We start from the raw sequence: 22,433 nt of genomic DNA, 5'->3' as shown, positions 1-22,433 counted from the left end.
TTTGTCCGTTGAATCGTGACCATGCGCGTCGACCGCTTCCTCAGCAATCTGCCCCGCTACAACCGTCAGCAGGTTCGCCTGTTGCTGGTGGAAAAACGCGTTCGGATTGACGGAAAAGTCGTCAGCGACCCGCACAGTGACGTGCTGGAATTCAGTCGGGTCGAAGTCGATGATGAGGTGCTGCAGAGCGGCAAACCGGCGCGCTATTTCATGCTGCACAAACCGCCGGGTTGCGTCAGCGCCACCCGCGACCCGCAGCATGCGACCGTGCTCGACCTGCTCGATGAACCGCACAAGGACGATCTGCACATCGCCGGGCGTCTGGATTTCAACACCACCGGGCTGATGCTGATCACCAATGACGGCACCTGGTCGCGACGCCTGACGCAGCCACAAACCAAACTGCCAAAGGTCTACTACGTCGAAACCGAACAGGACATCGACCCGAGCTACGCGCTGAAATTTGCCGAGGGCATCTACTTCGCTTTCGAAGATCTGACCACGCAACCGGCGCAGCTGGAGCTGCTCGGCCCACGCTCGGCGCGGCTGAGCATCGTTGAAGGCCGCTACCATCAGGTCAAGCGCATGTTTGGCTTCTTCAACAATAAAGTCCTGCACCTGCACCGTGAATCCATCGGCGAACTGACGCTGGATCACGCGCTAAAACCGGGCGAGTACCGCGCTTTGCGCACCGAAGAGATTCATTTGTTCTAAGCCGGCGACCGCTCAGCCGAAGTTGTCGAACAATTCACCGACGGCACTTGCGTGATCCTGAGTCCCCTGCTTGAATCAGGTCGTCGGCCGAAATGTGACCGATGAGTCACCACATACTTCCAAGAAACTTTTTGTCGGTCGTCTGCCCTCAAGGGCTGCGCCTCAGCCGGCAATCTGCCCGCCAATAACAACACCCGTCGACCTGCCGTAATGGATCGACATGGGCCAGCAAATTCCAGGCGTATGCCTACCTGTCACAAAGCTCGTGCAATCTCGATTGCGCGCATACCCGCTTGCTTGCCAGGAGTCTTATGACATGAGGCCAGAAATCGCTGTGCTGGATATACAGGGTCAGTATCGGGTTTACACGGAGTTCTATCGCGCAGACGCCGCAGAAAAGACCATCATTCTGGTCAACGGCTCGATGGCCACGACTGCGTCGTTTGCACAGACCGTGAAAAACCTGCACCCGCAGTTCAACGTGGTCTGCTACGACCAGCCCTACGCGGGTCGGTCAAAAGCTCACAACCGGCATGAGAAACATCTGACGAAGGAAGTCGAAGGGCAGATTCTGCTGGAGCTGATCGACCACTTTGCAGCCGAGCATGTGCTGTCGTTCTCCTGGGGCGGCGCCGCCACGCTGGTTGCCCTCGCCCAGCAACCCCGGCGCATAGAAAAAGCCGTGATCAGCTCGTTCTCGCCGGTGATCAATGCGCACATGCTCGACTACCTCGAGCGCGGCGTCGACTACCTCGGCAGCCGCGACGGCGATCGGGTCGGGCATCTGGTCAACAACACCATCGGCAAACACCTGCCGTCACTGTTCAAACGCTTCAACTATCGCCACGTCAGCAGCCTGGCCGAGCATGAATATGGGCAGATGCACTTTCACATCAACGATGTGCTGCACAGCGATCGGCAGTGCTATGTGAACGCGGCGAAAAAGATCAACGTGCCGGTGCTGTTTCTCAACGGCGAATGGGACGAATACACCGCCGCCGAGGATGCGCGCCTGTTCGGCAACCACGTCGCCCACAGCAGCTTCACCACCCTGCAAGCCACCGGACACTTCCTCGACATGGAACACAAGGCTGCGTGCCGCGACAGCCAGAACGCCCTGCTCGGCTTTCTTAAACCAGCGCCGCAAGCCACCCGGATGCGCTACTCGTTTGTGCAGGATCAACATGCATTGGCCATTTGAAACAGCGTCATCGCGGGCAAGACTGCAAGTGTGAAGTGCCTGTTTACAACGGCGCAGCCCTTGCTCGCGATTGACCGTTTTCTGCGTGAAAAAGCCATCGCAGAGAAAAGAAAACTTCAAATCCGTGGCCGAGTCTGGTACAAAGTCAGCCGCTCTGAGCGGGTATAGTTTAGTGGTAGAACGAAAGCTTCCCAAGCTTTAGATGAGGGTTCGATTCCCTCTACCCGCTCCACCGAATATTGATCTCGCGTTGTGTTGTCTGACGGGGGATGCAGGAATTGAAAAACCGGCCTTGATGGCCGGTTTTTTTGTGTCTGGAAGTTGGTGAAAGACAATTTCCAAGGAAAAGCCTTCACCTCCAAAAAGAACCCCAGCGACTCTGAACATCATCCAGAGAAGGATCGATCCCAACGTCGCCCTCCTTACGGCCTAGCTCGCTCTATCAGTCGCAATGACTGGCTGAGCGATTTTCTTTCATTTTGCCGCGTAAATGTCACAGCAAAACACTGCAACACAACCATCGTTCCTCCAAACACGCGCGGCCCAGACTGGGTTGACCACCTCGCCGGACGCCACAATGGCTGAACGGTAGCAAGTCTATTGATCTGTAGAATTCAGTAGGTATAGTAACCACCAAGCACACCACAGGGAGGTGTTGTGAATAACCGTTTTTTAATCGGACAACTCGTCGCGGACGGTTGGTTTCTGGTACGTATCCGGGGCAGTCATCATCACTTCAAACATCCAACCAAACCAGGATTGGTAACAGTGCCGCATCCAAAAAAGGATCTGCTCAAAAAACGGCCATCAGTATTTTGCAACAGGCCATGCTCTGAATGCGTTCTCAGCGTTGCCTTGGAGGATCACGAACATGCTTTACCCGATTGCGATTTCAATAGGCGACGAGGAACACGCTTGGGGAGTTGAAGTGCCGGACATTCCTGGCTGCTTTTCTGCCGGCGACGACCTTGATGACGCCGTCGCCATGGCGCGCGAGGCGATCGAAGGTCATTTCGAAATTCTGGCAGACGAGGGTGCGCCGATTCCATCGGCCAGCAAATTGAGCCTGCATGTCGCCAATCCGCAGTACGCCGGATGTGCGTGGGCGGTAGTGGATATCGACGTGGTCAAATACCTGGGCAAAGCACAGAAGCTCAACATCACGCTGCCGGGGCACTTGCTCAATCGCATTGATGAGTACGTGTTGCATCATCCTGAGGAGAAAAGCCGATCGGGGTTTCTGGCTTCGGCGGCGTTGAAGGTCTTGCAGCAGGGTTAAAGAATTCTTACTGCCCAACCGGCTCTCAGTAGCCGGTTTTTTCATGTCTGACGTTTGAGGAAATTCTCGCTCTGCTGACTGAAAAGTATGAGGAGCAGCATTTTCCGATGCAGCCCTCTGATCCCATTGAAGCCATCAAATTTCGTATGGATCAGCAAGGCTTGACGCCGCGGGATCTCGAGCCCTTTATTGGCCCCAGTGGCCGTGTTTCGGAAGTATTGAACCGCAAGCGCAAGCTGAGTCTGGCAATGATCAAACGTCTGCACGATGGCTTGCGCATTCCTTATGAATGCCTGCTCGCCAGTGTCTGAAGAAATATATTGCATGCAAAACCGGTCGCAACGACCGGTTTCTTTTTACTCGGAAATCAACGCCGGCTAACCCACCGGCACCACTTTATCCAGCACCTGATTTGCCGCCAGTTCACCCAGTATGACGACCTGGGCGATGCCGAGCAGGGTCTTGCGCTGGCTGCCGTCGAGCAAGGCGGCAAAGTCGCCCAGCATGACGCTGGCCGAGCCAAGGGATTCGCTGGCGTTGACCAGTAGCGACTCGGTGTCGGTGCTCGGGTTGACTTGGAACATGCTGCTGGTCTGGTATGGCGGTGAGCTGGTTTGCGGCGGAATGAGGTAGTGGTCGAGGGCGCGTTCGGCGGCTTCGTGGAGTTTTTTCGAATTGAGGGATTGGTACGGGGAGGCCGGATCGGTTTCCGGTGGATTTGGCGTTACTTTGAACATGGAATCTTCCTGTAGTGGTAACTGCAACCGTCCCGCTGCTATACGAAAGGGTGGCAGCTGTACGCAAGTTAGCAGACCGGTAGGAAGTCCAAAACCCGGCGCACCCGAGGGTGCCATGCGCACAGCCACCATCAAGTGCAGGCGAAGCCTGACTGGAAGGTACATGTGCAACCGTTGGTCAATCCTGGCCGGGCTGCTAAACCCGATCACTGCAAATCAGTGACGCGAACCAAGTTACCGACCGCCCCCCAGGCGCACAAGCCGGCGGATTCTGGCGTACCGGTAGGCAGAGGCGCAAGGATTTGTAGGCATCGGGACGTAACGCGATTCAACTTTAAACGGCCACGGCGTAACCCGTTTAAAAGCCCCGGATACAGAAAGAACTTTCCGGCGAATTCAGCGTGAACGAGTTGTTTCAGCCCGCTACGCCGACCTGAAACAACGCGTCGAATTCAAGACTCAAAGCGAGCTCGCTTGGGAAACTGTTTCAGCGAGTCGCAACGATAAACAGCCGTGGAAACGGCAACAGCACCGAGCCATCAGCCAATGCGGGATAAGCCCTTGCAACTTGCGCCAGATACCGCTGCAGATACTGCGCCTGCTCCTCCTCGGTCAACGGGCTCAGAAATGGAATCAAACCACTGCCTTTGAACCACTCGACCACCCCCGCCGCTCCGCCCGGCAATTGATGATGATACGTCGTGCGCCACACATCCACTCGCGCGCAGTACGGGCGCAGCATCGCGAAAAATTCACTGGCATTGGCCATATCGGTACGCTGCCCGGCAGCGCCTGCAAGCTTGCTCGCCCACGGCCCATTGGCGGCGACTTCGCGCATCAAACGGTGAGACGGTTCATTGAGGTTGTCTGGCATCTGGATCGCCAGGCTGCCGCCGTCTGAAAGTCTGCTCGCCAGGGCTGGCAGCAACGAAGCGTGATCAGGCACCCATTGCAAAACCGCGTTGGCGAAGATCACATCGAACGGGCCTTGATCGGTCCACTTGTCGATCTCGGCCACCTCGAACTGCACATCGGGCAAGCGCTTGCGCGCCGCGGCGATCATGTCTGCCGAACTGTCGAGGCCGCTCACAGTAGCCTCGGGGAAACGTTGCACCAGCAACTCGGTGGAATTGCCCGGCCCGCAACCAATATCCACCACCGCTCGCGCCTGCGTTGTGGGTATCGCCGCCAGCAGATCACGAGCCGGGCGGGTGCGTTCATCTTCGAAAGCGACGTACTGCTTGGCAGACCAGCTCATGGCGTTCTCCTGTCGAGGGTGTCTTGGCAATTGACGACACGATACAGCGATCTGCGCGGCACGCCTTTGCGAGCAAAGTCCTGCGTCGAAAGTTTGTAAACAGAATTTTCAGCGCAACGCCGATGTCTGAATTTCAAGCTCTCAAAACAAGGACTCCCATCATGAAATTCGCAAAAATTGCCCAAAAACTTGCCCTGTGGGCCGGTAGCCCGAAGACGTTCATGGGGGCATTGATTCTGATCGGGTTGTGGGGGTTGAGCGGGCCGATTTTTGGTTACAACGACACTTGGCAACTGATCATCAATACCTCAACGACGATCATCACGTTCCTGATGGTGTTCCTGATTCAGAACACGCAGAACCGCGATACCGACATTTTGCATTTGAAACTCGATGAGCTGCTGCGGGTGAACAAGGAAGCGCAGAACGCGATGCTTGGCCTGGAGGCGCTGGATTTGAAGCAGCTTGAAGCGCTGCGCCAGCATTACCGCGCACTTGGCGAAAGTCAGGTATTTGATCTGGAGGGCTTGGGCGACAAGAGCAAGCCAAAGCAGGATTTGAATGAGTGCTGAAATGACTTCGGCCGCTCCTGCATCAGTTCATGCCGGGCGGCCGAATTCGAACCACTGCTGAATGTTAGCGACTGGCCTGCAACGCGCGGGCCTTTTCCAGATGGCTTTGCAGTTTCGGCAAAGTCTCATCGGCGAACGCTTTGATTTCCGGCACGTCGGTGGTCTGTGCCTGTTGCTCGATCTGGGTAATGGCCTCTTCCGTGGCTTTGACCTGGCTTGCCGCGTAGGCCTGATCGAACGTCGCGCCGTCCTTCACTTGCGGCATCAGCTCTTTGGCCTTGTCGGCGATTTCTTCGCGGGGGGCAACCGGCAGGTCGAGTTTCTTGGCGATTTTCGCCAGATGCTGGTTGGCCGTGGTGCGATCGTTGATGACGACGATGGTGTAATCCTTGACCTCTTTCGATTCGGTCTTGCCGTGGGCCAGACGGCTGGCTTCGATGTCGGCCATGCCCTTGGCGGAGGCATCGTTGATGAATTCGGCAGGCGACTGGGCGAACGCAGTGCTGGCGCACAGGCCCAGCAGGGTTGCAAAACTGACGTTACGTAAACGGGTGGCCATCCGGCTCATGGTCGCGCCCTCCTTCGTTGAAAATTCAAGCGGGCCGTGATTCGCCCGCTGCTTAAATGCTCGCGGCGGACAAACGTCCGCCTCTGTTAGGAATGCTTTAACGGTCAAAGGTTTAGAAAAAACGACCGAGGCACGACGAACGGTGCTTCTTCGGCATCAGCCCTTGTTCGGCATCAACCCGGGCAGCGCGTGCATCAACGCGTTGATGGCAAAACCGATAAACATGACGCCGCACAAACGGGTGATCAGCAGTTCGTGACGCTGATAAACGATGCGCACTCGCTGGGCGCCGACCACGCCGATGAGAATCGCGTAGGCCAGCGCCCCGCCGACAAAACTCAGGGCGATCAGCGCCGGCAGCATCGCCCAGTTGAGCAGTTCGGCGCGGCTCGACAGCAGCGCGGTGAAGGTCGCCACCGCCACCGGGTAGGCCTTGGGATTAGTCAGACCGAAGACGATACCGTGCCAGAACGGCTGGCGCGCCGCGCCTTGCGCCTCGTCGCCATTGCGCCGCTGGGCACGCACCGCACGCCAGCCGAGCCAGAACAGATACACCGCGCTGAGCACGCCAAGCACATCGAATGCGGTGCTGCCGATTTCCCGGGCGCCGACAATGGCCACCAATGCGGTGCTGCACCAGATCACATCGCCGAGCAAATGCCCGCAAAGAAACCCCGCGCCGGCCCGCCGGCCATGGGCCGCGCCAATGCCGAACACTGCCAGCACACCCGGCCCGGGCGTGATCCCGTAAATGAAACCCGAAGCCAGAACGGCCAACAGCAATGATGGAGTCATGAAAAACCTGCAAGCGCCAGAACACGTGGCGGCCAGTCTATATCAGCCGACTGCGCCCGATCACTGCGCGTCGTTAAAACGCATGCCGGGGTACGGTTTCTGCCGACACGCAGCCAGCCGCGACTGCAAATCGCCGACATGGACTTCCAGCTTGTGGCCGTCGGGGTCGAGAAAGTAGAACGACGCACCCTCGCTACGGTTGTCTCGCCACTGCGGCACCTGAGCCGATTTCAACGTTTCAACCAGTGAAGGGAAGTCTGCCGCGCTCACGCTGAAAGCATAATGGGTATAGTCCGCGCCCGGCTCCCCGCTGCGCTGAGGATCTTCTGACAAGCACAACCACAGTCCGGGCAGTGACAAATAGGCGCCGTTATCCCACGTCGCTTCGATGTCCAATTGCAGCACATCGCGATAGAACGCCAGACTCCGCTGCAGATCGCGGACGGCCAGGGTCAGGTGGTTGAGACCGGTAAGCATCGAATCAGTAACCTCTGAGTTCTTCGGGAACGACATATTGCTGGCCGTCGTAGATCAGCGTGACCTGGGTGTTCTTCAGGTTGGTGGTTTTCGAAGCGCATTGTTTGCCTGACGTGAAAGACTCCATCAACGAACCGCTGGAACTGACGATCAGATCCGCAAACCCGTTGTGGCTGGATGAGCCGATTTCGACAGTCCTGCGAATGCGTGTGTCTCGCGTATCGCACTCCCCGGTGCCCTCACCGAAATCCTTGCGCACCACCAGGCCTTCCAGCACTGGGCGTAAGCGATTGCCTTCGCGAACATACAAGGCCAGGTCGGTTTTCGAGTACGGATTGGCTCTGGAACCGTGGCTCATGAACGTCGATCGCAGCCCGAACGCACGGACGTCCGCCGCCAAGCGGTAACGCGCCGTATCGATCCTCAGATCATCGAAGCTGATCGCATCGGAGTTGTAAGCGCCGGGTTTGGCATAACTGGCGAATGTGTTGCCCGTCGTGGCGTTGATTACTGACAGTGCCAGATCGAACACGCCGTCCTGAGCACCCGCAGAATCGGGAACGAAAGTGGCCTTCGCTGCAATTGATTGAGTGTTGAACGCAGGCCAGACTTTGCAGCGCGAGAGCGTATGGCCGTCGAATTTTTTTACTTCGCAAGCGGCATGGACCTGAGCCGTAAGCGCGAACAAGCCGAGGGCGATATAGATTCGACGATGCAGATTCATGATTCTTCCTTGAAATATTCGTATCAGTGACGCCAGTCACATGCCTTTGAAACCTTGCGGTAAAACGTAGGTTTTCCCGTCGTAACGCAACGTGGTCAGCACTGGCTTTTCGTGGGTGGTCTTCGATTCGCAGGTGTCAGGCGGTCCCTCACCGACCAGGCCCATGGTGACTGAGCGGACGATGATATCGGCGTAACCATTGGATCGGGTTTTGGCCATCTCAAGCGTACGCACAGTCTCCGAGCGTTCTCCCGCGCAATTGCCATCCCATTCACCGCTGAAGGTGTAGACCAGCAAGCGATCCAGCACCGGGCGCAGTTTGTCGCCCTCTTTCACATAGAGCGACAGCCAAATTTCATCCAGAGGATTGACGCGTGACGAGCCTTTGAAATGGGCACGCACGCCGAATGCGCGGAGGTCGGGCGTAAGTTTATAGCGGGCAGTATCCAGTTCCAGACTTTCCAGCCCGATGGCATCGGAGAGAAACGCCGACGGCTGATGATAGGTCGCCAGCGGTTTGGGGCTGCCAGCCGTGCTGACGGCCAGATCCAGGTCGTATGAACCCACCCGGCCGTCCTTGCCATAGACCGGATCGGGCACGAACGTCGATAGCGCGGTAATCGTCAGCGACGGATAAGCCGGCCATTCCTTGCACAAAGGAAAGTCCGCTTCGCCACTGACCGCAGGCGGCGTGCAATCAGCCCACGCCTGCCCAGCCATGAACCACCCGCAAAGCGCTGCAGCGCTGAGCCATATGGACTTCATTGTCACTTCCCGCTCCTTGAAGATATTTCCAGGCGCGCACTATCCCTTTCTGCATCGAAGGATTCAACAGATCAGGCCAGCGAATCTTCTCATGTGTGTGAAGCCTGCACGCGAAGGCGTCATCGACGGCGTCGCAAATTCAATACTTGTCGAGCGTGCGCAGCTTCTGCGGCAAACCCCACAGCAGCAAAACGGCGGCAATCAGCGCGGCGACGCCAATCACATACAGCGCCGGGGTGGTGCTGCCGGTGAGGTCCTTGATGCGCCCGACCATGACCGGACTGACGATCCCGCCAAATTGCCCCAGGGTATTGATCACCGCGATCCCGCCCGCCGCGCCGGCACCGGCGCCCGCCAGCAGTTTCGGTGGCAGGGTCCAGAAGCTCGGAATCGAAGCGATGATGCCTGCGCCGAGCAGCCCGAGCGCGACGATCAAAAATGTCGTGTGGCTGGCGAAGATCCCCGCGCTGAAAAAGCCGATCGCGCCGACGATCACCAGCCCGGCGACAAACTTGCGCCGCTCACCGGTGGCGTCTGACAAGCGCCCGATCACCACCATGCTGATCGCCCCGCAGATGTACGGAATGGCGGTCAGCAGACCGATCATCACCGGGCTTTCGGTGCCGGCGCTGCGGATCAATTGCGGTGCCCAGAAATTCAGACCGTAGGACGCGACCTGGATCAGGAAATAGATCAAACCCAACGTCAGGAAACCGGGAATTTTCAGCGCCGCGAGCAATGAGCCGCCGCTCTTGTGTGGCTCGTGATGGGCGATGCGGCTCGAAAGCAATTTCTTCTCGTCAGCCGTCAGCCAGTGCGCATCCTCGATGCGGTCTTTGAGCGTCGTGAGCACCAGAAAACCGAGAGCGATACACGGCACGCCACCGAGCAGGAACAACCAGTGCCAGCCACGCATCTGCAACACACCGTCGAGGTGTTGCAACACCAGGCCGGAGAACGGCGCGCCGACCAGCCCGGCGAATGCAGAGGCGAGAAACAGCATCGAGGTGATGCGGCCACGGAAATGCTGAGGAAACCACAGGGTCAGGTAATACAGCACGCCCGGAGCAAACCCGGCTTCCATCGCGCCGATCACGAAGCGCAGCGCATAGAACTGCCATTCGCTGTTGACGAAGACCATCGCCGCCGTCGCCACACCCCACGACATCATGATCCGCGCAATCCAGCGCCGGGCCCCGACCTTGTACAGCATCATGTTGCTCGGCACTTCGAACAGCACGTAACCGACCACGAACAGCCCGGCGCCCAAACCATACGCGGTGTCGCTCAGGCTCAGGTCGGTCTGCAACTGGAATTTGGCGAAGCTGATGTTGATGCGATCGAAGAAGGCGAACAGGTAGCAGACCATGATCAGCGGCATCAGGCGCCAGGCGACTTTGCTGACCAGGGCTTTTTCGGCGTCGTGATCGACAGACGGACTTGCGCCCGCCTCCATTACGTTGAGGCTCATGGATTTTTCTCCAGGCGGACTGCCAATGGCGTCCGATTGTTTTTGTTGTCTAGTGGTACTGCTCAATGCTTTTGAACTGTGGGAGCGGGCTTGCTCGCGAACGCGTCAGGTCAGTCGATATCCGTGTTGAATGACATACCGTATTCGCGAGCAAGCCCGTTCCCACAAGGATTTCTTATCTTCAGGTGGGGATCGGGTGCAGGTCGCAATTGCGCCCGGCCTTGGCCAGTTGGCCGGGGACTTCGTGGCCTAACAGTGCCGGCAAGCCGCGCGAGAGTTTCAGCAGCAGCGTCAAATCGATGCCGGTGGGAATACCGACCTCATCGCACAGGTTCACCAGATCCTCAGTGCAGATGTTGCCCGACGCACCCGGCGCAAACGGGCAGCCACCGAGGCCACCCAACGCTGCATCGAAGCGCCGCGCACCGGCCTCGTATGCGGCCAGCACATTGCACAGACCCAGGCCTCGGGTGTTGTGGAAGTGCAGGGTCAGGTCAGCCGGCGAAACCCGCTGCAAAACGCGCCGCACCAAGCGATCGACTTGACGCGGATTGGCCATGCCGGTGGTGTCGGCGAGGCTGATGCCCTGAATGCCTAGCTCCTGATAGGCGTCGACAATTTGCAGCACGCGATCCTCGTCAATCTTGCCTTCGAACGGGCAACCGAACGTGGTGGCGATGCTGCCGTTGAGGCGCACACCCGAGCCGCTGGCAAACGCGACGATGTCAGCGAACGCGGCCAGCGACTCCTCGCAACGCATGCGCATGTTGGCCAGGTTGTGCGTCTGGCTGGCAGACATCACCAGGTTCAACTCATCGGCATTCGCCGCCAGAGCCCGTTGCGCACCTTTGAGGTTGGGAATCAACGCCACGTAAATCACCCCTGGCTGGCGCTCAATACCGTTGAACACCTGCTCGCCGTCACGCAGGGCCGGGATGGCTTTGGGTGAGACGAACGAGCCGGCTTCGATACGGCTGAATCCAGCCTGTGACAATTGATTGATCAGGGCGATCTTGTCAGCGGTTTCCACCCATGTCGGCTCGATCTGCAAGCCATCGCGCGGCGAGACTTCCTGGACGATCAGAGTTTGCGAATAGTCAGTGATCATTGCACCACCCCTTGGCTTTTCAGGCGTTCGATGTCGAGTTCAGTCAGGCCCAGTTCGGCGAGAATAGCGTCAGTGTGCTGGCCCAGTTTCGGCCCGGACCAGTTCACCCCGCCGGGGGTCTCCGAGAGTTTGGGGACGATGCCGGGCATCTTCACCGTTGCGCCGCCGGGCAACTCGGCATCGAGCAGCATGTCCCGCGCCTGATAGTGCGGATCGGCGACGATGTCAGCCACCGAGTAGATGCGCCCGGCCGGCACTTCAGCGGCTTCGAGGGCGGCCAGTACCTCGTCGATCGGCAGGCTGCTGGTCCAGTGCGTGATGGCCGCATCGAGCAATCGGCTCTGCGCCGCGCGGCCGTCGTTGTGGGCGAACTCTTCTGCGTCGGCCAGATCAGCGCGGCCGATGACGTGCATCAGGCGCTTGTAGATCGGGTCGCTGTTGCCGGCAATCACCACATAAGCGCCGTCGGCGGTGAGGTAAGTATTGGAGGGCGCAATGCCCGGCAAGGCGCCGCCGCTGCGTTCGCGGACATGGCCAAGCATGTCGTATTCCGGCACCAGACTTTCCATGACGTTGAACACGCTTTCGGCCAGCGAAACGTCGACAATCTGCCCGCCGCCCTGCCCGGTCTTGACCCGCAACAGCGACATCAGCGCGCCGATCACCGCGTGCAACGAGGCCAGCGAATCGCCGAGGCTGACGCCCACCCGCGCCGGTGGCGAATCGGGATTGCCGGTGGTGTAGCGAATGCCGCCCATGGCCTCGCCAATTGCGCCGAAACCGGGACGGTCGCGGTACGGGCCGGTCTGGCCGTAGCCGGAGATACGCACCAGGGTCAGGTCAGGATTCAAGGCATGCAGCACGTCCCAGCCCAGACCGAGTTTTTCCAGCGCACCGGGGCGCAAGTTCTCGATGATCACGTCGGCGTCGCCGGCCAGTTGCTTGACCAGTTCGATGCCTTCAGCGGATTTGAGATTGAGTGCCAGGGATTTCTTGTTGCGCGATTGCAGGTACCACCACAGCGATGTGCCTTCGTGCAGCTTGCGCCACTTGCGCAGCGGGTCGCCCTGACCCATGGCTTCGATCTTGATCACCTCGGCGCCGAACTCGGCAAGCATGCGCGCGGCAAACGGCGCGGCGATCAGGGTGCCGATCTCGATCACTTTGATCGCACTCAAAGGGGCAGTCATCGCGGGGTACCTCTTGTTCTTGGAATATGCGGCCAAGGCTAGAGGAACGATCATTGGCGAATCCAGCCGTCTCTCGGCAATGAGCATTCGCGAAATGCGAACGCATCAGAGTGCTGTGGTGAATTCGAAGCCGCTTTCGCGGGCAAGCCCGCTCCCACAGGGTTCCAAGTCAGCCGCACAATTTGCATCCACGCTGGCAACTGTGGGAGCGGGCTTGCTCGCGAAGAGGGCGGCTCATTCAGTAGAGATTCAGGCGCCCTGCGCTCGCAAATGCTCGAACAACATTCGGCTCACCGGCGACAGCCGCGCTTCATCACGCACCACCACAATCAACGTGCGATCCGACCAGGCATCGCTCAGCGGCACGGCCCGCAACCCCAGCGACTGACCAAATAACGCGTAGGCACGCTGCGGCAGAATGCCAATGCCCATGTTCGCCTGGACCATCCGGCAGACCGCGTCAAACCCCGGCACGTGAATGCGCACGCGCAGGACTTTGCCGGCCTGTCGCGCCGCCGCATGGGTGCGCATGTTGATCGAACTGGCCGCGTGCAATCCGACGTAGTCGCTGTCCAGGGTTTCATTGAAGGCCACTGATTTGCGCGTAGCCAGCGGATGCTCCGGCAACATCACCACCACCAGTTTGTCCTGGCGGTACAACACGCTGTGCAGGCCTTGGGTGTCGCTGTCGTCAGAGCAGATGCCGAGGTCCGCGACGCCATCGAGCACGCCCTGAATCACCCCGGCGCTGGGCCGTTCTTCAAGGTCGGTCTTGACCTGCGGATGCTGCGCCGAGAAGTCACGCAAGTCTTCGGGCAGAAACTGAATGATCGCCGAAAGATTGGCCAGCATGCGCACGTAACCCCGCACACCGTGGCTGTGCTCGCCCAGCTCCAGGCCCATCTTCTCGAGGTTGAAAAGCATCTGTCGTGCGTGGTGCAGCAGGGTTTCACCGGCCGGGGTGAGCGTCATGCCTTTGGCCTGACGCACGAACAGAGCGATGCCCAACGCCTCCTCCAATTCCATCAGCCGCTTGCTGGCCGCCGACACCGCGATGGCTTCGCGCGCAGCCGCACGGGTCAGCGTGCCCTCTTCGTGCACGGCGACGAACAGTTGCAGAGTGATCAGGTCGAGGCGGCGAATCAGGCTTTTTTGCAGCATGGAGGACTCGGCGGAAGTGGCGCGAACGAGCGGCGAGGATAACGCCGATCGTTCGCGCTGTGCCGGTCTTAAAACGCGTTACGAAAAATCTCTTCGATCTGGCGCTGATCGGCCGCCCTTGGATTGGTCAACCCACAGGCATCCTTCAAGGCATTGGCGGCGAGCACCGGAATATCGCTGAGTTTCGCGCCCAGCTCACGCAGTCCGCCGGGGATCTCGACATCTTTAGCCAGGCTGCGAATGGCGTTGATCGCCGCTTGCGCGCCCTCTTCGGCACCGAGACCACGAATGTCCGCACCCATGGCGTGGGCAACGTCCCTGAGTCGATCAGCACACACTTGCGCATTGAAACTCTGCACATGCGGCAGCAACACGGCGTTGCAGACGCCGTGGGGCAAGTCGTAGTAACCGCCCAGTTGATGCGCCATCGCATGTACAAAACCCAGCGAGGCGTTATTGAACGCCATACCGGCGAGGAACTGCGCGTAAGCCATGTTCTCCCGCGCCGCCAGGTCGTTGCCGTCGCGCACGGCCAGACGCAAGTTGCTGCTGATCAGGCTCATGGCCTTCAAGGCACAGGCATCGGTGATCGGATTAGCGGCGGTCGAGACGTAGGCTTCGATGGCGTGGGTCAGTGCATCCATGCCGGTGGCGGCGGTCAGGCCTTTGGGCATCGCGACCATCAACTGCGGATCGTTGACCGACAACAGCGGCGTGACGTTGCGGTCGACGATGGCCATTTTCACGTGGCGCGATTCGTCGGTGATGATGCAGAACCGGGTCATTTCGCTGGCGGTGCCGGCGGTGGTGTTGATGGCGATCAGCGGCAATTGCGGCTGGCTGGAGCGGTCGACGCCTTCGTAATCGCCGATCTGCCCGCCGTTGGTCGCGCAGAGCGCAATGCCCTTGGCGCAATCGTGCGGCGAGCCGCCGCCCAGTGACACCACGAAATCGCAGTTGCTCTCCTTCAACAGCCCCAGACCCGCCTCGACGTTGGCCGTGCTCGGGTTGGGTTTGGCGCCGTCGAAGATCACCGAATCAATGTCCTGCATTGCCAGTTTCTCGGCGATCATCGCCGCCACGCCCGCCTTGGCCAGTCCGCTGTCGGTGACGATCAGCGCCTTGCGAAAGCCATAATTGCGAATCGCGAGCATGGCTTCGTCGAGGCAGCCGCTGCCCATGATGTTGACGGCGGGAATGAAGAAGGTGCTGCTCATCGTGTGTCTCCTGACTGGAGCCGGATCGACTGCCTCGATTCGGCGGATACACACAGGATCGACCGATCGGTCACGAGCAATGTTGATCTGGCTCAATGTCCGCTCGTGATAAAGTCGCCGTCCATCTGCCCTTCGTTTGAGACCGCCCACGCAATGACCGATTTTCTCAATGTCGACGCCACCCTCGAAGACTGGAATGCCCTGCGCGCTGCGACTGCTTTCAGCGGTTTGCTGGTGGGCAATGGCGCCAGCCGTGCGGTGTGGGATGACTTCGGCTACGACTCGCTGTTCGAAAATGCCCGTACAGTCGAAGAGAAACCGCTGAGCCCCTCGGAACTGGCAGTGTTCGATGCGCTGCAAACGCGCAGCTTCGAGCAAGTGCTGGGTGCCCTGAAAACCACCAGCCGGGTCAACAAGGCGCTGGCGGTCAGTTCGGCGGCGCCGCGTAATCGCTATTACGCGATCAAGGAAGCGCTGATCAACACCGTGCATGCGGTGCACATCCCGTGGCGGCTGGTGCAGCCCTCGACACTGGCGGTGCTGAATGCGGAACTGGCGCGCTATCGCAGCGTGTTCACGACCAACTACGACCTGCTCAATTACTGGGCGCTGCAACACCCGGGCGAGGCCATTGATGACCTGTTCAACGGCCCGGACGCGAGTTTCGACTTGAGCCAAAGCGCCACGGACAAACCGCGTCTGCTGTACCTGCACGGTGGTCTGCATCTGGTGCGAAATCAGGATGGCACCGCGCGCAAACTGACCTCGACCGAGGGCACCCTGCTTGGCAGTTTCGCGATCAATAACACGATCAAGACGCTGGATGACGTGCCACTGTTCGTCACCGAGGGACCCAGCGCCGACAAGCTCAAAACCATCCGCAGTTCGGATTACCTGTCGTTCTGCTACGAGCAGTTATTGGCGCATGGCGACAGCCTGTGCATTTTCGGCCATGCCCTGGGCGAACAGGATGCGCACCTGGTACGGGCACTGCGCCTGGCCAGACCCGCGACCGTGGCGATCTCGATTTACCCGCGCAGTGCCGCGTTCATCCAGCATCAGAAGCGTCACTACGCCAGGGTGTTTGAAGGCACTGGCGTTGAGTTGCGGTTCTTCGATGCCAAGAGCCATGCACTGGGCAATCCGCAGCTGTCGGTACCGGTTGAGGTTTGATATTGGCCGGGCTGACGCCCTCGCGACGAGGCTCGCTCGCACCTTTTGAAATGCGTTCAACCTGTGGGAGCGAGCCTGCTCGCGAAAATTGTCAGCCGCGAATGCCTGAAGGTGATCGTTCTGCTAAAGGCTGGCAGCGCGCTGCATCGCCTCGCGGTTGAACGGCTGGTCTTTCAAAACCTTGGCGATGAACTCGTCACTGATCAGGCGTACATGTTCGAACTGGCCGCCGGACGGGTTGACCAATCCGCGCCAGGCGCTGGAATGGTTCTGCACGGTATAGATGCCCAGCACTTTCTTGCCATGGCTGAGGCTGAACACCACGGTGCTGTCCCAACTGACCGGCACCGGCACGAGAAACAGGGTAAATGCGCTGAGGAACATCTGTGGCTGGATGCCGCCGACGTTGCTGTTGGCAACCACCAGCACGTTATAGCCGTCGTCGCTGCGGCCGACCCTGACCTCCTCGAAGGTGCCGCGATGGCGCAATTCATCGCGCAGCATCCAGCTCGGCAAGCCAATCACATTGACGTTGATCGCCGGCAGGCGCTCGCTGTAATCGACTTCAGGGGTTTTCAGGCTGTGGGTGGTCTGGCAGCCGCTCAGCAGCAAGAGCAATCCCAGAAACATGACGTTGATGCGCATTAGAGTTTTCCTGACAGCATGGCTTTGTAGATGGAGGCGCTGGCGCCGTTTTCTTCGCGGATGAATGGCGTGGCGGTGTACAGGTTCGGCATGTCCAGACGTTGCAGACCTGGCACTTGCGGGTACCTGGCTCGGACCAGCGCGGCGTCGCGCTCGAGGTGATCGCTGTGCAGGAACAGGCACGGCATGCTGCGCCCGATCAGGCAACCGGCGCGGAAATCGCCGAGGTAGTAGGCCTTGCCCGCCTCGAGTTCCATGCCGATGGTGAAGTCTTCACGGCTCCATGACAGCGACCGGCCCTGATCGAAGCGCACGTTGTAGATTTCGTACCGACCGGGTTTGAGCGGCATGACGAACAGCGTGCCGATGCCGCGCCCTGTCTCACGCAGATCGCGCGCCGTGCGGGCATAGAATTCGTTGTGCAAACGCGCGGTGGCGAAATCGTCGCTGCCGCGCTTGCGGATCATGATCATTTGTTCCTGTGCGCCGTACCTGGCCTGGGGCCAGATACCCACTACGCCCACGACATACGCCACGCCAGATCCGGCGCTGGGACTTAGCGCGTCGTCAATGTGGGTTGGGGACATGCTGTAGCAGCCGCTCAGGCTGAGCAGCACGGTCAGGGCAGCCAAAAAACGCATCTTCAAAGGTAAGCTCTCTCACGGCCAGCAATCTGCAACGCATGAAAGAGTGTCGATTTGCGCCCTTCCATGGCTTGGCGCGAAGGATACGCAAAATGATGGCACATTGCCAGAATTCGGACGCCAATCCTTTGGCGAGCGAACTCAGGCCTGGTTTCAGAGCACCGGCAGCGTCTTGTCCTTGATGGTCTTGGTCGAACCGTTGACCTTCACACTGGCAATGCCCTTGTCACAGGCGCCATCGGAAGAATACGACTCGCTGCTGCCGATGATCTGGTGATTGGCTGCCTTCAGGTTGAAATACGGGTGACCATCCTTCGTCGATTTTTTTTCGTAACGCTCAGCCAGCGGGCTGTTGGTCTGAACCGATGCGATACCACCGTCGGCACCGGCGCGGGTGCTATACAGCTCACTGGTCAGAATCGTTTCGGCGTTCGCCGCTTTCAACACGAACCTGAACTGGCCGTTGCTGCTTTTGCTCACTTCGTACCATCCGGACATGCCTGTTTCTCCTGGGCGATTGAGAGATCTCGCGCTTCAGAGTAAAGACTAGCCTCCGCGGTCTGTCGCCTGCGACTACAGGGTGATTTTGGTGCCGAGCAGACCGAGGAAGCCGGCCAACCAGCTTGGATGCGCGGGCCATGCCGGAGCGGTGGCGAAATTTCCCTGAACGTGACCCTCGGTCACCGGAATATCGATGAACGTGCCGCCGGCCAAGCGCACTTCCGGGGCGCAGGCCGGATACGCGCTGCACTCGCGCCCTTCGAGCACACCCGCCGCCGCGAGCAACTGCGCGCCATGGCACACCGCGGCGATGGGCTTGCCGGCGTTGTCGAAGGCGCGCACCAGCTCGAGGACTTTTTCGTTCAAACGCAGGTATTCCGGGGCACGACCACCGGGAATCAGCAGGGCGTCGTAATCGGCTTCGCTGGCCTTGGCGAAGTCGAAATTGAGGGCGAACAAGTGGCCGGGCTTTTCGCTGTAGGTCTGATCGCCTTCGAAATCATGAATCGCAGTGCGCACAGTGCTGCCGGCAGACTTGTCCGGGCACACGGCATGGACCGTGTGACCAACCATTTGCAAGGCCTGGAACGGCACCATCACTTCGTAGTCTTCGACGTAATCACCGACCAGCATCAAAATCTTTTTCGCGGCCATGGGGAAACTCCTCGGGGAAAGGTCTGGGAGTATTCAAGGTAGACCGTATCCAAGGGTTGCGGTAATTCCAGGCTTACTACGCTCGATCGCGATAAATGTAGGAGCCGCCGAAGGCTGCGATCTTTTGATCTTGCATTTAAAGAACCAGGATCAAAAGATCGCAGCCTTCGGCAGCTCCTACAGGGGTGTATTTCTGGCTATCAGGCGAGGAAACTGTCGGCGCGCAGCAGGGTTTCCAGGCAGTGTTCGCTGATGTGGTAGAACGCCTTGAGCTCTGCGATCTTCGCCAACAACGGCGTTGGATCAATCGGCTCGGCGCGTTTCACCGCGAGAATCATCTTGTTCTTGTTGGTGTGTTCCAGCGAGATGAATTCGAAGACCTTGGTCTCGTAACCACAGGCCTCGAGGAACAACGCACGCAAGCTGTCAGTGACCATTTCCGCCTGTTGGCCGAGGTGCAGACCGTATTGCAGCATTGGCTTGAGCAACGCCGGGCTCTGGATCTGCAGGCGGATCTGTTTGTGGCAGCACGGCGAGCACATGATGATCGATGCGCCCGAGCGGATGCCGGTGTGGATCGCGTAATCGGTAGCGATGTCGCAAGCATGCAGGGCGATCATCACGTCCAGCTCGCTGGGCGCCACCGTGCGCACATCACCACATTTGAACACCAGCCCCGGGTGTTCGAGCTTCGCCGCCGCGGCATTGCACAGGTTGACCATTTCTTCGCGCAGCTCGACGCCAGTGACTTCGCCCTCGGCCTTCAAAGTGTTGCGCAGGTAATCGTGAATGGCGAACGTCAGGTAGCCCTTGCCCGAACCGAAATCGGCGACCCGCACCGGTTTGTCCAGCGCCAGCGGCGACGAGGTCAGGGCATGGCTGAACACTTCGATGAACTTGTTGATCTGCTTCCACTTGCGTGACATCGCCGGGATCAGTTCATGTTGTGCGTTCGTCACGCCGAGGTCCTTGAGGAACGGTCGGCTCAATTCGAGGAAGCGGTTTTTCTCGCGGTTGTGCTCGGCGGACGGTGCTTCGCGCAATTGCTGGGGTTTACTCTTGAACAGCGAACTCTTGTCCTTTTTGCTGTATTCCAGCTGCGCTTCGTCGGTCAGCGCCAGCAAGTGCGCATTTTTGAACGAGGTTGGCAACAGCCCGGCGATCAGCGCCACGCCTTCGCTCAGTGGCAGGTTCTTGGTGATGTCGCGGGTCTTGTAGCGATAAACGAAAGACAGACACGGCTGCGCCTTGACCGTTACTGGTTTGACGATGATCCGCTGCAGATCCGCCTCGTCACCGACATACTTGGCCAGCACCAGTTTGATGAAGCCGTTGCCGGTGAGGCTGGTTTGCAGCAGCTCGATGAACTGGGCGTGGTGGTCGGGCGCCGGTTTGGCGGACGGCGCGGAAGAAGCGGAAACAGACATGGACAAACGGCCTCGGACGGGCGGAATCGGGAATGGCGGGTATTTTAGGGGGGATGAGGGTTGGGAACACCCACTTATTTACCCAACGGTTCACAAGCCCCTCACCCCAGCACCACCAACCGATTCGGCAATTCATTCCTCACCTGCGTCACCGGCACATGCACTTTCAACAACTCGCCACACGCCTCCACGCACGTGACAAACCCTTCCAGCGTGCGGCCCTGCCTGACCTGTTCGGTAAACGCCGCGACAATCGCGTCCCAGTTACTGTTCTCCAGCCGTTTGGAAATCCCTTCATCCACCAGAATCTCCACATAGCGCTCAGCCTCGCAGACAAAGATCAGCATGCCGGTGCTGCCCACGGTGTGGTGCAGGTTCTGTTCGAGAAACTGCCGCCGCGCCAGGTTGGAGGCGCGCCAGTGACGGACGCGGCGCGGCACCAGATGCGTGGTGATTTTCGGCAAGCGGAACAGCAGGCACAGGACGATGAACATGCCCCATTGCACCAGCAGGAGGCTGCGCAGGGTCAGCCAGCCCGTGAGGTAGTGGACGATGCCCGGCAACACCAGCGCCAGCAGGCTGGCCCAGAGCAGCGGGATGTACGCGTAGTCGTCGGCGCGGGCAGCGAGCACCGTGACCAGTTCGGCGTCGGTGTCGCGTTCGACCCGGGCGATGGCCTCGGCGACTTTGCGTTGTTCGTGTTCAGTCAGTAATGCCATGTCGAAAAGTGCCTGCTCATTGTTCTTTTGATCTCACCAGCCGCCGGACGAACCGCCGCCGCCGAAACTGCCCCCGCCACCGCTGAAGCCACCGCCTCCGCCGCCACCGAATCCGCCGCCACCGCCGAAGCCGCCCCCTCCTCCGGAGCCGCCCCGGCCGGCAGGCAGGATACCGAGCATCTGGCAGACAAACACCGTCAGGATGAACAACATCACCAGAAACATGAACAGCGCCGGGTGCCGCGAGATGAAGTCATCGGCCGGGTCGCCGCTTGATTCGTACACGGTGGACGGCTCGTCCAATGGATTGCCACCGAGCACCACCAGCATCGCCGCAACGCCATCGCTGATGCCCTTGCTGAAATTGCCCGCCTTGAACGCCGGCGTAATGACCTGATGAATGATCACCGACGACTGCGCATCGGTCAGGCGATCCTCCAGGCCATAGCCGACTTCGATGCGCAGTTTGCGCTCGTCACGGGCGACGATCAGCAAGGCGCCGTTGTTCTTGTCCTTCTGGCCGATGCCCCAGTGCCGGCCGAGCTGAACGCCGAAATCCTCAATGGTGGTGCCCTGCAGATCGGGCAGCGTGACCACCACCAATTGCTCGCCGGTGGCTTGCTCGTGCGCCTGCAATTGCTGGCTCAGTTGCGCGCGAATCGATGGCTCGAGCATCTGCGCCTGATCGACCACGCGCCCGCTCAGCGGCGGAAACGTCAGTTCGGCCCGGGCGCTGACGGCAAACAGCCACAGCATCAGCACCAGGCCCAGTTTCAACACACGCATGGGCGACCTCGAGTCAGAATTTCACTTCCGGGGCCTTTTCCGCGCCGGGCGTGGTGGCTTCGAAGGTTTCGCGCATCGGCAGATCGCTGTACATCACGCTGTGCCACAGGCGACCGGGGAAGGTGCGGATCTCGGTGTTGTACTTCTGCACCGCCAGGATGAAATCGCGACGCGCCACGGCAATGCGGTTTTCCGTGCCTTCGAGTTGCGATTGCAACGCCAGGAAGTTCTGGTTGGCCTTCAGATCCGGATACCGCTCGGAGACCACCATCAAACGGCTCAACGCGCCGGTCAGCTGATCCTGCGCCTGCTGGAACTGTTTGAGCTTCTCGGGATTGTCGAGGGTGCTGGCATCGACCTGAATCGAGGTGGCCTTGGCTCGCGCTTCAATCACAGCGGTCAGGGTTTCCTGTTCGTGGGCAGCGTAGCCCTTGACCGTTTCCACCAGATTGGGGATCAGGTCGGCGCGGCGCTGATACTGGTTCTGTACCTGGCCCCACGCGGCTTTCGCCTGTTCGTCGAGGGTCGGGATATTGTTGATGCCGCACGCAGTCAATAGCGTGGCGAACACCAGCAACGTGGCGATCTGTAGCCGTGAACGGGAAGTCGAGCTGATATTCATTGCAGTGATGCTCCATGACACATTT

Annotated in this window: 25 protein-coding genes, 1 tRNA gene and 2 pseudogenes; 8 read left to right on the top strand and 20 right to left on the bottom strand. The window is 59.4% G+C overall.

The annotated features are described in order from the left end of the window. Window positions 1-21 precede the first annotated feature (21 nt). The 6 genes and pseudogenes from CXF97_RS10590 to CXF97_RS10565 form a co-directional block, all read left to right on the top strand. Window positions 22-714, top strand: coding sequence for a pseudouridine synthase (locus CXF97_RS10590; protein ID WP_101158456.1), 693 nt, complete (start codon window positions 22-24; stop codon window positions 712-714). Window positions 715-1,030: 316 nt separating this feature from the next. After that, entirely contained in the window at window positions 1,031-1,915 is an 885-nt protein-coding gene (locus tag CXF97_RS10585; protein ID WP_101158455.1) for an alpha/beta fold hydrolase, read from the top strand. Between the two features lie 158 nt (window positions 1,916-2,073). Further along, window positions 2,074-2,147, top strand: a tRNA-Gly gene (locus CXF97_RS10580). A 425-nt stretch (window positions 2,148-2,572) separates the two neighbouring features. Next, window positions 2,573-2,751, top strand: a pseudogene (locus CXF97_RS10575) (type II toxin-antitoxin system HicA family toxin). Window positions 2,752-2,786: 35 nt separating this feature from the next. Further along, window positions 2,787-3,194: a type II toxin-antitoxin system HicB family antitoxin gene (locus tag CXF97_RS10570; RefSeq protein WP_101158454.1), complete on the top strand. Its 408-nt coding sequence runs from the start codon at window positions 2,787-2,789 to the stop codon at window positions 3,192-3,194. A 59-nt stretch (window positions 3,195-3,253) separates the two neighbouring features. Then, window positions 3,254-3,505 (top strand): annotated as a pseudogene (locus CXF97_RS10565) (type II toxin-antitoxin system HigA family antitoxin); the annotation flags it as partial. Between the two features lie 66 nt (window positions 3,506-3,571). Here the strand turns inward: CXF97_RS10565 and CXF97_RS10560 are convergent. Next, window positions 3,572-3,931 carry a DUF6124 family protein gene (locus CXF97_RS10560; protein WP_101158453.1) on the bottom strand — a complete coding sequence of 120 codons (360 nt, stop codon included), beginning with the start codon at window positions 3,929-3,931 and terminating at the stop codon, window positions 3,572-3,574. A gap of 487 nt (window positions 3,932-4,418) precedes the next feature. Next, the gene (gene tam / locus CXF97_RS10555; RefSeq protein WP_101158452.1) at window positions 4,419-5,189 is read right to left on the bottom strand and encodes a trans-aconitate 2-methyltransferase; all 771 of its coding nucleotides are present in this window, start codon (window positions 5,187-5,189) and stop codon (window positions 4,419-4,421) included. Window positions 5,190-5,350: 161 nt separating this feature from the next. On the opposite strand from tam, the gene CXF97_RS10550 reads away from it, so the two are divergent. After that, window positions 5,351-5,761 carry a low affinity iron permease family protein gene (locus CXF97_RS10550; RefSeq protein ID WP_101158451.1) on the top strand — a complete coding sequence of 137 codons (411 nt, stop codon included), beginning with the start codon at window positions 5,351-5,353 and terminating at the stop codon, window positions 5,759-5,761. 64 nt (window positions 5,762-5,825) lie between these two features. On the opposite strand, the gene CXF97_RS10545 is transcribed toward CXF97_RS10550, so the two are convergent. The 10 genes from CXF97_RS10545 to yiaY form a co-directional block, all read right to left on the bottom strand. After that, window positions 5,826-6,329: a DUF4142 domain-containing protein gene (locus CXF97_RS10545; protein ID WP_101158450.1), complete on the bottom strand. Its 504-nt coding sequence runs from the start codon at window positions 6,327-6,329 to the stop codon at window positions 5,826-5,828. Between the two features lie 156 nt (window positions 6,330-6,485). Then, on the bottom strand, window positions 6,486-7,124 hold the full coding sequence (locus CXF97_RS10540) for a LysE family translocator (RefSeq protein ID WP_101158449.1): 639 nt from the start codon (window positions 7,122-7,124) through the stop codon (window positions 6,486-6,488). A gap of 60 nt (window positions 7,125-7,184) precedes the next feature. Then, the gene (gene fos / locus CXF97_RS10535; protein ID WP_101158448.1) at window positions 7,185-7,601 is read right to left on the bottom strand and encodes a fosfomycin resistance glutathione transferase; all 417 of its coding nucleotides are present in this window, start codon (window positions 7,599-7,601) and stop codon (window positions 7,185-7,187) included. Window positions 7,602-7,605: 4 nt separating this feature from the next. Next, entirely contained in the window at window positions 7,606-8,325 is a 720-nt protein-coding gene (locus tag CXF97_RS10530; RefSeq protein ID WP_101158447.1) for a hypothetical protein, read from the bottom strand. 36 nt (window positions 8,326-8,361) lie between these two features. Then, window positions 8,362-9,096 (bottom strand): hypothetical protein, encoded by a 735-nt coding sequence (locus CXF97_RS10525; protein WP_101158446.1) that lies wholly within the window; start codon window positions 9,094-9,096, stop codon window positions 8,362-8,364. A 133-nt stretch (window positions 9,097-9,229) separates the two neighbouring features. Next, a complete protein-coding gene (locus CXF97_RS10520; protein ID WP_101158445.1) occupies window positions 9,230-10,561 on the bottom strand; it encodes an MFS transporter in 1,332 nt (443 codons plus the stop codon). 181 nt (window positions 10,562-10,742) lie between these two features. Further along, the gene (locus CXF97_RS10510) at window positions 10,743-11,669 is read right to left on the bottom strand and encodes a hydroxymethylglutaryl-CoA lyase (protein WP_101158444.1); all 927 of its coding nucleotides are present in this window, start codon (window positions 11,667-11,669) and stop codon (window positions 10,743-10,745) included. Continuing rightward, a complete protein-coding gene (locus CXF97_RS10505) occupies window positions 11,666-12,859 on the bottom strand; it encodes a CaiB/BaiF CoA-transferase family protein (RefSeq protein WP_101158443.1) in 1,194 nt (397 codons plus the stop codon). The genes CXF97_RS10510 and CXF97_RS10505 overlap by 4 nt, the downstream gene beginning before the upstream one ends. A 249-nt stretch (window positions 12,860-13,108) precedes the next feature. Next, window positions 13,109-14,020 carry a LysR family transcriptional regulator gene (locus CXF97_RS10500; RefSeq protein ID WP_101158442.1) on the bottom strand — a complete coding sequence of 304 codons (912 nt, stop codon included), beginning with the start codon at window positions 14,018-14,020 and terminating at the stop codon, window positions 13,109-13,111. A gap of 68 nt (window positions 14,021-14,088) precedes the next feature. Then, window positions 14,089-15,237, bottom strand: a complete 1,149-nt coding sequence (gene yiaY, locus CXF97_RS10495; protein ID WP_101158441.1) for an L-threonine dehydrogenase — start codon at window positions 15,235-15,237, stop codon at window positions 14,089-14,091. 153 nt (window positions 15,238-15,390) lie between these two features. On the opposite strand from yiaY, the gene CXF97_RS10490 reads away from it, so the two are divergent. Then, a complete protein-coding gene (locus tag CXF97_RS10490) occupies window positions 15,391-16,410 on the top strand; it encodes a DUF4917 family protein (RefSeq protein WP_101158440.1) in 1,020 nt (339 codons plus the stop codon). Window positions 16,411-16,533: 123 nt separating this feature from the next. Here the strand turns inward: CXF97_RS10490 and CXF97_RS10485 are convergent, their stop codons facing one another. The 8 genes from CXF97_RS10485 to CXF97_RS10450 form a co-directional block, all read right to left on the bottom strand. Next, the gene (locus tag CXF97_RS10485) at window positions 16,534-17,055 is read right to left on the bottom strand and encodes a hypothetical protein (RefSeq protein ID WP_101158439.1); all 522 of its coding nucleotides are present in this window, start codon (window positions 17,053-17,055) and stop codon (window positions 16,534-16,536) included. Beyond that, window positions 17,055-17,696, bottom strand: a complete 642-nt coding sequence (locus tag CXF97_RS10480) for a hypothetical protein (RefSeq protein ID WP_101158736.1) — start codon at window positions 17,694-17,696, stop codon at window positions 17,055-17,057. The genes CXF97_RS10485 and CXF97_RS10480 overlap by 1 nt, the downstream gene beginning before the upstream one ends. Before the next feature lie 156 nt (window positions 17,697-17,852). Then, a complete protein-coding gene (locus CXF97_RS10475; protein WP_101158438.1) occupies window positions 17,853-18,197 on the bottom strand; it encodes a YegP family protein in 345 nt (114 codons plus the stop codon). A 75-nt stretch (window positions 18,198-18,272) separates the two neighbouring features. Continuing rightward, a complete protein-coding gene (locus tag CXF97_RS10470) occupies window positions 18,273-18,854 on the bottom strand; it encodes a DJ-1/PfpI family protein (RefSeq protein ID WP_101158437.1) in 582 nt (193 codons plus the stop codon). 200 nt (window positions 18,855-19,054) lie between these two features. Then, window positions 19,055-20,281: an SAM-dependent methyltransferase gene (locus CXF97_RS10465; RefSeq protein WP_101158436.1), complete on the bottom strand. Its 1,227-nt coding sequence runs from the start codon at window positions 20,279-20,281 to the stop codon at window positions 19,055-19,057. A gap of 101 nt (window positions 20,282-20,382) precedes the next feature. Continuing rightward, window positions 20,383-21,000 (bottom strand): TPM domain-containing protein, encoded by a 618-nt coding sequence (locus CXF97_RS10460; RefSeq protein ID WP_101158435.1) that lies wholly within the window; start codon window positions 20,998-21,000, stop codon window positions 20,383-20,385. A gap of 33 nt (window positions 21,001-21,033) precedes the next feature. After that, window positions 21,034-21,786 (bottom strand): YgcG family protein, encoded by a 753-nt coding sequence (locus CXF97_RS10455; RefSeq protein WP_016771316.1) that lies wholly within the window; start codon window positions 21,784-21,786, stop codon window positions 21,034-21,036. Between the two features lie 13 nt (window positions 21,787-21,799). Then, entirely contained in the window at window positions 21,800-22,408 is a 609-nt protein-coding gene (locus CXF97_RS10450) for a LemA family protein (RefSeq protein ID WP_024011957.1), read from the bottom strand. Between the last annotated feature and the right edge of the window lie 25 nt (window positions 22,409-22,433).

Source organism: Pseudomonas sp. Choline-02u-1 (genome assembly GCF_002836515.1).
In the GTDB taxonomy this organism is placed as follows: Bacteria; Pseudomonadota; Gammaproteobacteria; order Pseudomonadales; family Pseudomonadaceae; genus Aquipseudomonas.
The sequence above is the reverse complement of the archived record's forward strand: the minus strand, read 5'-3'. Positions and strand labels throughout refer to the sequence as shown.